The following is a 15,125-nucleotide window of genomic DNA, read 5'->3' on the forward strand; positions in this document are numbered from 1 at the left end:
CGCCAGCGCGAGCATGGCCAGCGCGAGCATGGCCAGCGCGAGCATGGCCAGCGCGAGCATGGCCAGCGCGAGCATGGCCAGCGCGAGCATGGCCAGGGCGAGGTGCCGGTGCCAGGCCGTCCGGCGCGCACCTGGTGGGGGCCCAGGCCGGCCTGGCCCGTGGGGCAGCTTGGAGGGACTCCTCCCCCGTTCCCTTGAGGCCAGGCCACCTGCCCGCTTTCCGCCTTCTTGAGGCCAGGCCAGCCTGCGCCCGTTCCCGTGGGACCCCCTTTGTGCCTGCTTGCTAGGGGCCAGGGCCCATCAGCCTGGGCCCATCCCTAGACGCCCTTGAGGTCGGCCCTCTGGAGCTCTGCCCCCTGCGCCCAGCGTCCGGCGATCCCCCGCAGGGAGTGCCTTCAGCCGACCTCCGCCCTTGGCTACCCCGCCCGGCCGGGCAGCCCAGCACTCACGGCCGCGCGGCCGGCCACCCCGACGCCCACAGCCGAAGCGCCGGGCGCCCCGGCGCCCACAGCCGCATGCCCGGCCGCCCGCGTCCCGAGCCAGAACCCACCCAGGGACAGCAACACCATCACCACCACCAGAAGCACGATCCGCCCCCGGCGGGTCAGCCGCACCGGAGGAGCCGCAGCCTTGACGCCGGCCCCCGTAGGAATCACCCCGACACCCCGCCCACGGCCCCGCCGCCGCCGCAACGTACGGCCATTCCGCACAAACCCCGCACCGTCACCGGCCGGAGCACTCTCCGCCCCCACAACACGTCCCAACATCTCCCGCCCCCCGCGAGCCTCACCGTCACCAGAACCCCCGTTCCTCCGCGCCCCCCGGCGCCGCGAGCCCCCCGGCCCGCTCACCACCTGTCCCCGATCCCGGCCCTTGGCCTCCCCAGAGCGCCGCCCCCGTACCGAGAACCGCTCCGCCGCCCGTCCCGACCGCCGCCCCTGCCTGTCCGACCGCTCGGCCGACTGCTCTGAGCGCCGCCCTGGCTCGTCCGGCCGCTCCACCAACCGTCCCGAGCGTCGCCCCTGCTCGCTGGACCGTTCGGCGGCCTCCTCCCGGCGCCGCCCCTGCTCGCCCAACCGCTCGCTCCTCTTCCGGCGCCGCCCCTCTGCTTCGGGCTGCTCGGTCGAGTCACCTGAGCGGCGCCTTCGCGTCTCGGGCCGGGCCGTGGGCTCACCAGAGCGCCGCCTGCGAAGCTCGGGCCGGCCCGTGGCCTCCCCTGGACGCCGCCGTTCCCAGGGGCGGTCCGCCCGGGCCTCCGCCCGGCGCTCCCGCTCCCCTTCCGGCACGATCGCCGCGTTCCGGCCCGCCGGTCGCGCCGCACGGCCCCCCTGACCTCGCCTCCCCGGCGCCTCCGCCAGACCTCGGCTTCCTGACATGTCGGCCTCGCCGCGCCTGCCTGGCCCCTCCGCCTGACCTCGGCCTCGCCGCCCCTCCGTCTCGTCTTCCGGACGTCGTCCGCTCGCTTCGGGCGGCCGTCGGCGCCAGGGGCCGGGCTCGGGCGGGCGGGCGCGGGGTTTTGTCACGCCCGTGCCGGGGGTGCCCTGTTTGCCTTCGGGACGGCGGCCAGTCAGCGTGTCGTCGGCGAGGGGCCGTCCACCGCCCTCCTGAGGCAGCGTCCGGTCGCCGCCCGTGTCCGTGTCCGTGTCGGGACGCGGGGAGGGGACCAGCCACAGCCGGGGGCGGCCCGAGCCGTGGACGGCTCCCCCTGAGCCGCCGGCGCGGCGCCGCCGGGTGTTCGAATCGGGAGCCGGTCGTTTTCCCGGATTTTCGTGGCGGCCGGAGCCGGTGTGCGGGTCGTCCCCCCGTCGGCCCGCGCCCCGGGTGGCGTCGGCGATGAGGGTGAGCCGGTTGGCGTCTTCGCTGGTCGGGTCGGTGCTCGGGGTCGTTCGCACGATTGACCTCCCGCCGTCTGGCCCGAGGAAACGGCCAAAATAAGATCAGCAAATCGAACACGGTGTCGATCGAACTCCCGTACGATGTTGTACACCACGCTGGCGACAATTTCGAGGAAGACTCGAACAATTGTTTGAAGATGATCTTCAACAGCGATACGGTCGCTGTGTGCGACATCAAGACCACGGACCGGGAGGTTCGCCGGTGAGGCGGGCCGCCGCCAGGCGAGGAGGAAGAGCATGAGCGAGCGGGAAGACGCTAACGGGGTCACAGACCTCGCGGTGCGCCGACGCGACTCCCTGGGCCTGACGCCCAGGCAGCGCAAGATCCTCGAAGTGATCCGCGATTCGGTGCAGCAGCGCGGCTACCCGCCCTCGATGCGCGAGATCGGCGAGGCCGTGCAGCTGACGAGCACGTCCAGCGTGTCGCACCAGTTGACCGCCCTGCAGCGCAAGGGATACCTGCGCCGCGACCCGCACCGGCCGCGCGCCCTGGAGGTGCGCCTGCCCGGCGAGCCCGTGCTGTGGGTCGACCCCGACGCCACCGACGACGAGGCCCCGGTGAGCCGGCCGACCGCCGCCTACGTCCCGCTCGTGGGCCGCATCGCCGCCGGTGGCCCGATCCTGGCCGAGGAGAGCGTGGAGGACGTCTTCGCCCTTCCCAAGCAGCTCGTCGGCGAGGGCACGCTCTTCCTGCTCCAGGTGGCCGGTGACTCGATGATCGAGGCCGCCATCGCCGACGGCGACTGGGTGGTCGTCCGCCAGCAGCCGGTCGCCGAGAGCGGTGACATCGTGGCCGCCATGATCGAGGGCGAGGCCACGGTCAAGACGTTCAAGCGCAAGGACGGGCACGTGTGGCTGGTGCCTCACAACTCGAACTACGAGCCCATCCCCGGTGACGAGGCCAGCGTGCTGGGCAAGGTGGTGGCCGTCCTCCGCCGCCTCTAGTCCGTCCGCCGGCCGGCCCTCCTCCCTGAGGCTGCGGCCGCCGTTCGGTTTCTCCGCGATCCGGCTTCCCTCGCACGGGGGCTGTGATCGTCGGCGCCATGTGGCGATTCCTCGCAAGTCGCACGCACCGAACGCCGCCCTCCACGCGAGGCCCTTCCACCCCGGCCTCGCGTGGAGGGCGGCGTCGCATCACCCGCTCGCCTTTCTCTCTGGACGTTCCTTCGGGCCCCAGAACACAACGCGTCCACCCCCGCGCAGCCGCCCACGCCCCAGACGGCAGGCACCGGCATCAGGCCCCCCATACCGCCACACCGCAGACTCCTAGACTGTGCCCGTGACCGACACGAATGCCCCAAAAGAGACCCCCGCCTCCAAAGAGTTGAAGGACCTCAAAGAGACGCATGACGGTCTCAAGTGGGCAATCACCGCCCCCGGTGTCATCCCCGCCTGGATCGCCGACATGGACCTGTCCACCGCCCCCGAGGTGATCGAGGCCCTGACCCGCCGCGCCGCCGGTGACCTCGGCTACCCGACCTGGCTGGACAAGCCGCAGGCCGGCCCCCTGGCCGAGGCGTTCGCCGAGCGCATGGCCGTCCGCCACGGCTGGACGGCCGACCCCTCGCACGTCCACACGTTCAGCGACATCAACCAGGCCCTCCAGGTACTGCTGCACCTCTGGACCAAGCCGGGGGACGGCGTCGCGCTGCACACCCCCGCCTACCACCCGTTCCTGACGACCCTCGACGTCATGGAACGTCCGCTCGTCCCCATCCAGCTCGAACCGGACGGCGACGCGTGGCGGTTCGAGGTGCCCGACCTGTCCGGCTGCCGGGTGCTGCTGCTGGTCAACCCGCAGAACCCGACGGGCCGCGTGTTCACCCGCGCCGAGCTGGAAGGGCTGGCCGAGCACGCCGAACGCCACGACCTGCTGGTGCTGGCCGACGAGATCCACGCCGACCTCACCTACGCGCCCCACCGGCACATCCCCTTCGCGACGATCCTCCCCGAGCGCACGGTCACCCTCACCTCGGCCACGAAGGCGTTCAACCTGGGCGGCATCCGCTGCTCGGTCGCCCACGTCGGGCACGCCGGGATCCGCGCGGCGCTGGCGGCGCAGCCGCCGTTCCTCTTCGGCTCGACGCACCTGTTCGGGGTGGAGGCCACGGTCGCGGCCTGGCGGCACGGCGACGCCTGGCTGGACCGGACCCGGGCGCTGCTCGACCGCAACCGCCGGCTGCTCGCCGAGCGGCTGCCGGACCGGTTCGGGTACCGGATGCCCCAGGCCACCTACCTGGCCTGGCTGCACACCGGGCAGCCGGGCATGGCCGAGCTCATCGAGCGGGAGGCCCGGGTGCGGCTCAACGACGGCGCGTCGTTCGGGCCCGGCGGCGCGGACTACGTACGGCTGAACTTCGCGACGACCGAACCGGTGCTCTCGGAGATCCTCACCAGGCTGAACTGAGGAGGGGCCCGGCGCTCTTCGAGGCGACCAGGCCGGGCCGGCAGACGGCCGAACCGCCGCTCTCCGAGATCCCGCCGGCCTGAGGGGCGGCCCCGACGGGCCGCCCCTCAGGACGGTCAGCTCAGCGGCGGCAGGTCCGGCGGGGTGGCGGCCGGACGCTCCTCCAGCGCGGCGAGCGCCAGCTCGACCGCCTTCGCCAGCTGCGGGTCGCGGCCCGCCACCCGGTCCTGCGGCGTGATCACGACCTCGACGTCGGGATCGACGCCGTAGTTCTCCACGCCCCAGCCCGGCCCCTCCAGCCAGAACGCGTACCGCGGCTGGGTCACCACGGTCCCGTCCACCAGGGAGTAGCGCGAGTCGATGCCGATGACGCCGCCCCAGGTCCTGGTGCCGACCAGCGGGCCGAGGCCGCGGTTCTTGATCCCGGCGCTGACGATGTCGCCGTCGGACCCGGCGAACTCGTCGGCGACGGCCACGATGGGGCCGCGGGGCGAGTCCTCGGGATAGCGCATCGGCTCGTAGCCGCGGGCCCGCGCCCAGCCGGTGACCTTGCGCGACAACTTCTCCAGCACCAGCTCCGACAGGTGCCCGCCGCCGTTCTCGCGCACGTCCACGACCAGCCCCTCGAAGGCCATCTCGGTACGCAGGTCGCGGTGGAACTGCGCCCACCCCGAGGCCACCATGTCCGGGACGTGCAGGTAACCGAGCCGCCCACCGGACGACTCGCGGACGAAGGCCCGCCGGCTCTCCACCCAGTCGTGGTAGCGCAGCTGGCTGTCGTCGGCGAGCGGGGTGACGACGACCCGGCGCGTCGAGCCGCCGGCCGCGGGCCGCACGGTCAGCTCCACCGGCTGGTCGGCGGTGCCGGACAGCAGCGCGAGCGGGCCGCGTACCGGATCGACCGGACGCCCGCCCACCGCCACGATCGCGTCGCCGGGACGGATCGCGACGCCGGGCGCGAGCAGCGGCGAGCGGGCCGCGTGGTCGGAGGTCTCGCCCGGCAGGATGCGCTCGACCCGCCAGGTCCCGTCCTCGTCCTTGGCCAGGTCGGCGCCGAGCAGGCCCTGGCGGCGGCGCGGGTCGTTGACGCCGTCGTGGCCCCTGGCGTAGGCGTGCGAGGTGCCGAGCTCGCCCTGCACCTCCCACAGCAGGTCGATCAGCTCGGAGTGGCAGCCGAGGCGGCTGACCAGCGGCTCGTACCGGTCGAGCGTGGCCTGCCAGTCGTGGCCGCCCATGTCCTCGCGCCAGAAGTGGTCGCGCATGAGCCGGCCGGCCTCGCGGTAGCCCTGGAGCCATTCGGCGACCGGGTCGATCTGGACGGTGATGCGGTCGAGGTCGATGGTGACGACCTCGTCGCCCTCGCCGGCCGCCCGCGTCTGCAGGCCGTTCTTGCCGTTGGTGACGAGCCTGGTGCCGTCGCCGCTGACCTCGAAGGCCCGCACCTCCTTGCCGAGCTCGGCCTTGGCGCGCTTCTTGAGGTCGTAGCGTTCGAGCACGGTCTCGTTCACCGGCTCGGTGCCGTCGCCGAGCTGGCCCGTCAGGGGGTGGCGGAGCCAGAGCAGCGCGTCCTTGGCGGTCCTGAGGTTGCCGTAGCGGCCCGCCGGCACGGGTACGGGCACCACGCGGGAGGCCAGCGCCTCCGGGTCCACCTCGGTACGCGGCGGCGCGTCGTCCTTCTTGTCGTCCTTGCCGGGCTTGTCGTCCTCCCCGTTGAACCCCCGTCCCTGCAACGAGGGGTCGAACGGCGACGGCGTGGCGGCCTGCAGCGGCACGATGTACGGCCGGCAGCCCGCCGGGAACGACAGGTCGAACACGTGCGCGTCGTACACCGGGTCGAACGTGCGCACCGACAGGAAGGCCAGGTGCTTGCCGTCCTTGGTGAACACCGGGTCGTAGTCGGAGAAGCGCAGCGGCGTCACGTCGATCACCGATGTGCCGTCCACGCGGCCCATCTTGATCTGCGACAGCGGCTCGTGGTCCGGATGCACCCAGGCCAGCCAGCCGGAGTCCGGCGAGAAGGTGACCCCGCTGATGTCGCCCTGGGTGGTGCGGTCGAGCTCGCGCAGGTCGCCCGACTCCAGGTCCACGACGAGCAGCCGCCCGTCGTGCGTGGCCACGGCCGCGTGCTTGCCGTCGGGGGCGGCGGTCAGTTCGAGCACCCTGCCGAGCTGCCCGCCGGCCAGGCTCCTGATCTCGCCGCCGGGGGTGCCGATCTCCAGGCCGTCCTCGCCGCCGGCGTCGGAGACCCACACGGCCCGGCCGTCGGCGCCGAGGGCGCGCGGCAGGCGTACCCGCACGCCGGGTTCCACCCGGAGCGCGCCCGCGGGCCCGTCGCGGTGGGTCACCCAGTGCGCGGTGCCGCGGATCTCGACCGCGCTGGCCCGCCCGGTCGTGTCCGGCGAGAAGGCGCCGACGCGCGTGGGCGCGGGGCGGCGCGCCCGTCCCGGCCGCGGGCCGCCGAGCTTCACCTCCAGCTTGTACGGCTCGGCGTCCAGGCTCTCCAGCAGCCACAGGTCGCCCGCGTGGCTGTAGATCACCCGCTCGCCGTCGCTCGTGGCGTGACGGGCGTAGAACTCGTCATGGCTGGTGTGCCGGCGCACGTCGGACCCGTCGGGAAGGGCCGAGTAGAGGTTCCCCACGCCGTCCGCGTCGGACAGGTAGACGATCCGGTCGCCGACCCAGTTCACCGCCCAGTGCTGGGCGGGGCTGTCGGCGAACAGCCGGACGAACTCCCCGTCGCCGTCGGCGTCGACCCAGATCTTGGCCGCCGTGCCGCCCCGGTAGCGCTTCCACTGGGACGGCTCGCGCCAGACCGGCGACACCGTGGCCACCTTCGCGCCGCTGACGGCCGCCTCGCCGACCCAGCCGTACGGCAGCCGCTCGGCCGGCCCGCCGTCGAGCGGGACGGCGTACGCCCACAGCCGGGTACGCGACGCCTCCCCGGTGGAGCTGACCGCGAGCACGGCTCCGTCCGCGGTCCAGCCGCGGACGCCGGTCATGGCGTTGCCCCAGTGCGTCAGCCGGGTGCCTTCGGCGCCGTCGAGCTCGGCCGCGAACACCTCGGGGGCGCCCTCCTTGCCGCTGGTCCACGCGATGCGCGAGCCGTCGGGCGAGAAGCGCGGGGTGGAGACCGGCACGCGGTCGGCGGTGAAGCGCCAGGCCCGGCCGCCGGCGACGGGGGCGAGCCAGACATCGTCGTCGGCGACGAAGGTGACCAGGTCACCAGACAGATGTGGATATCTCAGGTATGCGCCATATGTCACAGCTAGACACTAATGCGAGACACCAAACCAGCTAAAGATTTTCTCTCAGAGCAGCGGTCCACCGTCCGCGAACAGCCAAGACCGTCCGATGTCCCGGATGTGCGGGGAACGGCAGGGAAGGAGCCAATCGCCACAAATCACACGCTGTGAGGAATCATGCGATTTTTCGTCCGCCCACACCAGATCCCGGGCCGCCTGGCCGCCGCCGCCATCATCCTCAACTCCGGGATCGGCAAGACCAAGGCCGACGAGCAGACGGCGGCCGGCCTGCACGGCATGGCCGCGGGCACGTACCCGTTCCTGCGCGGCCAGGACCCGGTGGCCTTCACCCGGCTGCTGTCGAAGGGCGAGCTCGCCCTCGGGGCCGCGCTCGTCCTGCCGTTCGTGCCGTCGTTGCTGGCCGGCGCGGGGCTGACCGCGTTCGCGGCGGGCCTGCTCGGGCTCTACCTCAGGACGCCGGGCATGCGCGAGGAGGGCAGCCTGCGCCCGACCCAGCAGGGCATCGGCCTGTCCAAGGACCTCTGGCTGCTGGCCATCGGCCTCGGGCTGGTGATCGAGGAGCTGCGCAGTGACGATTGATCTCCGGACGCCCGACCCTAATCCGGACAAACCTGGGTAGCCCGACCACATGGTACAAATCGGCTACACCTTGATGTCCGAGCAGACCCCGGCCCGCGAACTGGTGGACTACGCCGCCACCGCCGAGCGCGTCGGCTTCGACTACGCGGTCATCTCCGACCACTACTTCCCGTGGATCGAGGAGATGGGCCACTCGCCGTACTGCTGGTCGGTGCTGGGCGCGGCGGCGCAGGTGACCGAGCGCCTGCCGCTCATGACGTACGTGACCTGCCCCATCATGCGCTACCACCCGGCCGTGGTGGCGCAGAAGGCGGCCACGATGGGGGTGCTGAGCGAGGGCAGGTTCACCCTGGGCCTGGGCGCCGGCGAGAACCTCAACGAGCACGTCGTCGGCGAGGGCTGGCCGCCGGTGGACACCAGGCACCGGATGTTCGCCGAGGCCGTGCAGATCATCAAGGAGCTGTTCAGCGGCGAGTACGTCACCTACCAGGGCGAGTTCTTCGACGTCGACTCCGCCAAGCTCTACGACCTGCCGGACGCGCAGGTGCCGATCGGCATCGCCGCCTCCGGCGGCCGGTCGGCCGAGCTCGCCGCGGAGCTGGGCGACGTGCTGGTCATCAACGACCCGATGCCCGAGGTGGTGCAGCAGTTCCACGCCGCGGGCGGCCAGGGCAGACCGGTCTACGGCCAGCTGCCCATCGCCTACGACACCGACCCCGAGGCCGCCAAGGAGCGGGCCCACCGGCTGTGGCGCTGGTCGGGCGTCGGCGGCTGGAAGGTCATGGCCGAGCTGCCCGGCCCGGTGAACTTCGCCGCCGCGGCCGGCTCGGTGCGCCCCGAGGACGTCGCCCAGAGCGTGCCCTGCGGCGACGACCTGGACGCGGTCGTGCAGGGCGTCAAGAAGTTCGCCGACGCCGGGTACACGCACGTGGCGCTCGTGCAGATCGGGCACGACCAGCAGGAGCCGTTCTTCGACTGGGCGGAGAAGGAGCTCCTGCCGGCCCTGCGCCGGATCTAGCCGCCTACGGGACGATGTTGACCAGCTTGGGCGCGCGCACGATCACCTTGCGCGGCGCGCCCTGGAGGTAGCCGGACACCTTGTCGGAGGCCAGGGCCAGGGCCCGCAGCTCGTCCTCGGAGATGTCGGGGGCGACCTCCAGCCGGTCGCGCACCTTGCCCGCCACCTGCACCACGCACGTGACCGACTCCTGCACCAGCAGCGCGGGGTCGGCGACGGGCCAGCCGGCGAAGGCGACCGGACCGGTGCGGCCCAGGCGCTCCCAGCCCTCCTCGGCGACGTAGGGCGCCACCAGCGACAGCATGACGGCCAGCGACTCGGCGGCCTCGCGCACCGCCGGGTCGGCCGCGCCGGGACCGGAGTCGATGGCCTTGCGGGCGGCCGAGGTCAACTCCATCATGCGGGCCACCGCGACGTTGAAGCGCTGCGACTCGACCAGCTTGGTGACCTCGTCGATCGTGCGGTGGGTGACCTTGCGCAGCTCGGCGTCGCCGCCCTCGAACGACACGCCCGGCTCGGCGGTCGCCTCCGACATCACGCGCAGCACGCGGGCCAGGAACTTCTGCGAGGCGGCCGGCGAGACGTCGGCCCAGTCGATGTCGTCCTCCGGCGGACCGGCGAAGATCATCGTCAGGCGGACGGCGTCGACGCCGTACGCGTCGATCTGCTGGCCCAGGTCGATGCCGTTGCCCAGGGACTTCGACATCGCCTTGCCGCCGTTGATCACCTGCCCCTGGTTCAGCATGCGCAGGAACGGCTCGGTGAAGCTCACCATGCCCATGTCGTGCAGGACCTTGGTGAAGAAGCGCGAGTACAGCAGGTGGAGGACGGCGTGCTCGATGCCGCCGACGTACTGGTCGATCGGGCCCCACTTGCGCACCTGCTCGGGGTCGAACGGCCCGTCGGTGTAGCCGGGCGAGGTGTAACGCAGGAAGTACCAGGACGAGTCGACGAACGTGTCCATCGTGTCGGTGTCGCGCTTGGCCGCACCGCCGCACTTGGGGCACTCGACGTTGACCCACTCGGTGGCGCTGGCCAGCGGGGAGACGCCCTTGGGCGCCAGCGCCTCGCCGCGCAGGTCGGGCAGCGTGACGGGCAGCTGCTCGTCGGGGACGGGCACCTCGCCGCAGTCGGCGCAGTGGATGATCGGGATCGGCGTGCCCCAGAACCGCTGGCGGGACAGCAGCCAGTCGCGCAGCCGGAAGTTGACCGCGCCGGTGCCCCGGCCCTCGGCCTCCAGGATCTCGATGATCTTGGCGATGGCCTCGGCCTTGGTCAGCCCGTCGAGGGGGCCGGAGTTGACCAGCGTGCCCTCGCCGGGCGTGGCCTCGCCGGTCTCGCCGGGGTCGGCCAGGCCGGTGTGGACGACGACCTTGACCGGCAGCTCGAACTTCCTGGCGAAGTCGAGGTCGCGCTGGTCGTGGGCGGGCACGGCCATGATCGCGCCGTGGCCGTAGTCGGACAGCACGTAGTCGGCCGCCCAGACCGGGATGCGCTCGCCGCTGACCGGGTTGACCGCGTGGCGGCCCAGGAAGACGCCGGTCTTCTCCTTGTCGGTGGACAGGCGCTCGATGTCGCTCAGCTTGGCGACCTCGGCGCGGTAGGCCTCGAAGGCCGGGCGCTGCTCGTCGGTGACGATCTCGTCGGCCAGCGCGGCGTCGACCGCGACCACGAAGAACGTGGCGCCGTACAGGGTGTCGGGGCGCGTGGTGTAGACGTGGACCGGCTCGTCGCGGCCCTCGATCTCGAACAGCACGTCGGCGCCCTCGGAGCGGCCGATCCAGTTGCGCTGCATGGTCAGCAGGCGCTCGGGCCAGCCGTCGAGCTGCTCCATGTCGTCCAGCAGGCGCTGGGCGTAGTCAGTGATCTTGAAGTACCACTGCGTCAGCTCGCGGCGGATGACGTCGGCGCCGCAGCGCTCGCACTTGCCCGCCACGACCTGCTCGTTGGCCAGCACCGTCTGGTCGTTGGGGCACCAGTTGACCAGGCCGCCCTTGCGGTAGGCCAGGCCGCGCTCGAAGAAGCGGTTGAACAGCCACTGGTTCCAGCGGTAGTACTCGGGGTCGCTGGTGTGCAGGCGGCGCGACCAGTCGAAGGAGATGCCGTAGCGCCGGAAGGAGTGGGCCTGCGTCTCGATGTTGGCGTAGGTCCACTCGGCGGGGTGGGCGTTGCGCTTGATCGCGGCGTTCTCGGCGGGCAGGCCGAAGGAGTCCCAGCCGATCGGGTGCAGGACGTTGTAGCCCTGCTGCATCCAGTAGCGCGCGACGACGTCGCCGATGGCGAACACCTCGCCGTGGCCCATGTGGAGGTCGCCCGACGGGTAGGGGAACATGTCGAGCATGTAGCGCCGCTCCCGGGTGTCGGCCGCGTCCTCGCTCGCCCGGTAGGGCTCCTGTTCCTCCCATCGCTGCTGCCACTTGGCCTGCAGCGCCTGCGGGTCGTACTCACTCACGGCTACTGTCCTTCTGGCTTGACTCGGACCCATAAGAAAACCCCTCGTGCACGACGAGGGGTAGCCGCGACGGCGAGACCTCTCAGGGCCGTCGCGGCCCGCTAAGAAGCAGGGTCGCGGAACGCATGTGTCAAGCCTAGCGCACGTCTTCGACGGAATGCAGATACTCCGGGGACCGGCGCAGGCACAATGGACCCTTCAGGTCCAGCGAGACCTGATGGTGATGTATCCGTTGTGACCTCATATGTCCCTTTAGAATACTGTCGTCGCGTGGTGTACCCAGCTGAGCCAGATCGACCGGAGGGCGACCTGCCGCTGCAGGATCCGCCAACCGATCCGCGCGGCTTCGCTCGTTTCGCTGCGAAACCAGCCGTATCTCCTGGAAAATCCCATGAGATCATGCCTGGTACGTCAAATCCGGATATAGCGGCACATCCGGACACAACCTCGGGAGGGCCGGCAGCAATGGCAACGGAGAATTCCGCGAGCTCCGGAGCGTCGCACCTGCCACCGTCCTGGCCGGAGGTCCGCAACGACGTGCCTTCCTCCTGGCCGTCCGGCGGGCAGGAGTCCTCCGGCGTGCCGATGTCGTGGCCGGAGGCCGCCCCGGCCCAGCCGTCCTGGCCCGAGGCCCCGCAGGCGCCCTCCTGGCCCGAGCCGCCGCGCCCCGACCCCTCCTGGCCCGACGTCCCGCGCAACGATTCGTCGCGGAACGACTCACCGCGCAACGACCCGTCTCGCAACGACTCCCGCGCGCAGCAGCGGGGCGGCGACGCGTCGTGGCCGGAGCCGGCGCGGCCGTCCTGGCCCGACCCGCCCCGGCAGGAGCAGGGCTGGCCCGAGACCCCCCGCCAGGAGGTTCCCGTCTCCTGGCCGGAGCAGCAGCAGCCGGCCCAGCCGCAGGACCCGGTGCCCGCCTGGTCGCAGCCGCCGACGCCGTCCCCCGGCGCGTGGTCCAACCTGTCCACGCCGGCGCCCTGGCCCAACAGCCCCGCCCCTGCCCCCTCCCCCGCCCCGTCGGCGTCCGCCGCCGACCCGCTGGACCGCACGGTCACGCTGGGCCGCGCGCCCGGCCCGCTCGACGCCCCCGTCCAGCCCGCGCCGTCGCCGCTCGACGGGCCCGGCGGACATGGCGGACCTGGCGGACCTGGCGCGCCGTCCGCCGGCCCGGCCGACGAGCACACCGTCATGTACGGCGGCCGGCAGGCCGACACCATGGTGGGCGACCCCGCGATACCCTCCGGCCCGCTCGCGGCGGCCCACGTCGGAGCGCCCCCGGCCGGACCGGGCATGCCCGGCGACGGCCACCCCGACCAGCCGCGCCCCGGCTCCAACCTGAACCGCGACCCCTCCGACCCCGACCGCCGGTTCGTGACGGCCGGTCAGATCAGCGGCTCGCGCACCCCGCCCCCCGACCGCCAGCAGGAGCTCTGGAACAACGTCTTCGGCGACGAGTACCAGGGCGGCGACCACGACTCCCTGGACGACGAGCCGGGCAAGCCCATCTGGATCTACGCGCTCGGCGGCTCGGTCGTGATCGCCCTGGTCGCGGCGCTGCTGTGGGCCTTCCTCGCGGGCCCGCTGGCCGGCGAGGACACCCCGGAGGGCAAGACCGCCTCCTCCCCCACGGCCTCGGCCGGCCCCACGAAGGCGGGCACGGGCAAGCGCTCCACCACGATCCCGGCCCTGCCCAAGTACCCGGGCAAGGCGTCCCCGGTGACCGGCCGGGTCGAGGACGCGGCGGCCGGGGTCTCCCTGCCCCGCCTGGGCGGCAGCTGGCAGCTCGACCAGCGGGCCACGGTCAAGTCCACGTTCGGCTACGACACCCGCCAGTACACGGAGGTCGCGCCCGACAAGTACGCCCAGGTCATGTCGGGCCCGCTGCCGGCGAACCTGTCCTCCCTGTACCAGGAGGACGACCTGGAGCCGGTCATCCGGCGCATGGTGCTGCAGGCCCGCAAGGACTTCTACCCCGACGGCAACAAGGTCAGGAAGATCGCGCAGCAGCCGATCAAGGTGGGCGCCTCCACCGGCCGGCTCATCGCCTACGCCATGACCGCCGGCACGGAGAAGGCCACGATCGTCACGATGGCGGTCAACACCGGCGGCAGCGTGCCCGCCATCGTGTTCGTGTCGATCCCGGACGAGGGCAAGCAGCTCCTGCCGGACATCCGTACCGTGATGAACCAGCTCAAGCTGACCGCGCAGTCCTGAGCCCCGGGCGCCGCCGCGCCCGGCTCAGAACGTGCACTCCATGTGCTTGATCCCGTTGATGAACGAGGAGTGCAGGCGGTCGGGCCTGCCGCCCTCGATCTGCGGCACCCGGCGCAGCAGCTCGCGGAACATCACCGTGATCTCCCGCCGGGCCAGGTGGGCGCCGAGGCAGAAGTGCGGCCCCGGCCCGCCGAAGCCGACGTGCGGGTTGGGGTGGCGGGTGATGTCGAAGCGGTACGGGTCGGCGAACACCCGCTCGTCCCGGTTCGCCGCCCAGTAGAACAGCACCACCTTCTCGCCGGCGCGGTAGAGGTGGCCGTTCATCTCGTGGTCGCGGGTGACCTTGCGGCGCATGAAGTTCACCGGCGAGGCCAGCCGGACGATCTCCTCCACCGCCCCGGGGGCGCGGCCCTCGACGTCCTCCAGCCACAGGGCGCGCTGGTCGGGGTTCTTGGTGAGCAGGCGCAGGCCGTAGGAGATGGCGTTCCTGGTCGTCTCGTTGCCCGCGACCACCAGCAGGATGAAGAACGACCCCAGCTCCTGCATCGTCAGCCGCTCGCCGTCGATGTTGGCGTTGACCAGCGAGGACGTCAGGTCGTTGGTGGGGTTGGCGGTGCGGTGGGCGGCGAGGTCCTGGACGAGCTGCTGCAGCTCCATCCCGGCGGTGAGCAGGCGGGTGGCGAGCTGGTCGAGGTCGCCACCGGTGTACTCGGGGTCGAAGCCGCCGAGGATGATGTTCGAGCGGTCGAAGACGAACCGGTAGTCGCGCTCGGGAATGCCCATCATGTCGCAGATGATCTTCAGCGGAAGGCGCGCGGCCACGTCGGTGACGAAGTCGCCGCCGGGACCGGCGGCCACCAGGTCGTCCACGATGCGCACGGCGGCGGCCTCGACGTCCGACTCGAACTGTTTGATCATCTTGGGGGTGAACGCGCGGGAGACGATCCTGCGCAGCCGGGCGTGCCGGGGGTCGTCCATGTTGATCATGGAGCCGAAGTACTCGGTGAACTCGGCGGGCATGTCGGGGATGTTCGTCGCGCCGCCGTCGCCGGAGCAGAAGACCTCGGGGTTGCGGCTCGCCTCCAGGATGTCGGCGTGCCTGGCCAGCGCGTAGTAGCCGGGCCCCTTGGGCGCGACGGCCATCTCCATCTCCTCGAAGAAGGCCGGCGTCTCGCGGGCGCGCAACCGGTCGAACGCCGCCTCGCGCTCGCTCATGGGCCTGGCCCAGAAGTTCCGGTCCGAAAGGTCGAAGTCCAGGACGGTCATAGGGCCATCATTCGGAAAGCGACCACTTACG

General features: G+C 72.1%; 8 protein-coding genes. 5 read left to right on the plus strand and 3 right to left on the minus strand.

Annotated elements, in window-relative coordinates; translation table 11 throughout:
- Positions 1-2,132: 2,132 nt before the first annotated feature.
- On the plus strand, positions 2,133-2,840 hold the full coding sequence (gene lexA, locus ACWEJ6_RS09360) for a transcriptional repressor LexA (RefSeq protein ID WP_352357808.1): 708 nt from the start codon (positions 2,133-2,135) through the stop codon (positions 2,838-2,840).
- A gap of 334 nt (positions 2,841-3,174) precedes the next feature.
- Complete coding sequence (locus ACWEJ6_RS09365; RefSeq protein ID WP_452422627.1) at positions 3,175-4,302, plus strand: MalY/PatB family protein; 1,128 nt, start codon at positions 3,175-3,177, stop codon at positions 4,300-4,302.
- Between the two features lie 116 nt (positions 4,303-4,418).
- On the opposite strand, the gene ACWEJ6_RS09370 is transcribed toward ACWEJ6_RS09365, so the two are convergent.
- Positions 4,419-7,565 (minus strand): S41 family peptidase, encoded by a 3,147-nt coding sequence (locus ACWEJ6_RS09370; protein ID WP_452422629.1) that lies wholly within the window; start codon positions 7,563-7,565, stop codon positions 4,419-4,421.
- Between the two features lie 156 nt (positions 7,566-7,721).
- Between ACWEJ6_RS09370 and ACWEJ6_RS09375 the strand changes: the two genes are divergently transcribed.
- Positions 7,722-8,144, plus strand: a complete 423-nt coding sequence (locus ACWEJ6_RS09375; RefSeq protein WP_387663548.1) for a hypothetical protein — start codon at positions 7,722-7,724, stop codon at positions 8,142-8,144.
- 49 nt (positions 8,145-8,193) lie between these two features.
- Positions 8,194-9,162, plus strand: coding sequence for a TIGR03557 family F420-dependent LLM class oxidoreductase (locus ACWEJ6_RS09380; protein WP_452422631.1), 969 nt, complete (start codon positions 8,194-8,196; stop codon positions 9,160-9,162).
- Positions 9,163-9,166: 4 nt separating this feature from the next.
- On the opposite strand, the gene leuS is transcribed toward ACWEJ6_RS09380, so the two are convergent.
- Complete coding sequence (gene leuS / locus ACWEJ6_RS09385; RefSeq protein ID WP_452422633.1) at positions 9,167-11,614, minus strand: leucine--tRNA ligase; 2,448 nt, start codon at positions 11,612-11,614, stop codon at positions 9,167-9,169.
- Positions 11,615-12,151: 537 nt separating this feature from the next.
- Here leuS and ACWEJ6_RS09390 point away from each other — a divergent pair.
- Positions 12,152-13,828: a hypothetical protein gene (locus tag ACWEJ6_RS09390; protein WP_452422635.1), complete on the plus strand. Its 1,677-nt coding sequence runs from the start codon at positions 12,152-12,154 to the stop codon at positions 13,826-13,828.
- 24 nt (positions 13,829-13,852) lie between these two features.
- Here ACWEJ6_RS09390 and ACWEJ6_RS09395 read toward each other — a convergent pair whose 3' ends face one another.
- Positions 13,853-15,094, minus strand: coding sequence for a cytochrome P450 (locus tag ACWEJ6_RS09395; RefSeq protein WP_387663540.1), 1,242 nt, complete (start codon positions 15,092-15,094; stop codon positions 13,853-13,855).
- Positions 15,095-15,125: the final 31 nt, after the last annotated feature.

Source organism: Nonomuraea sp. NPDC004702 (genome assembly GCF_053601695.1).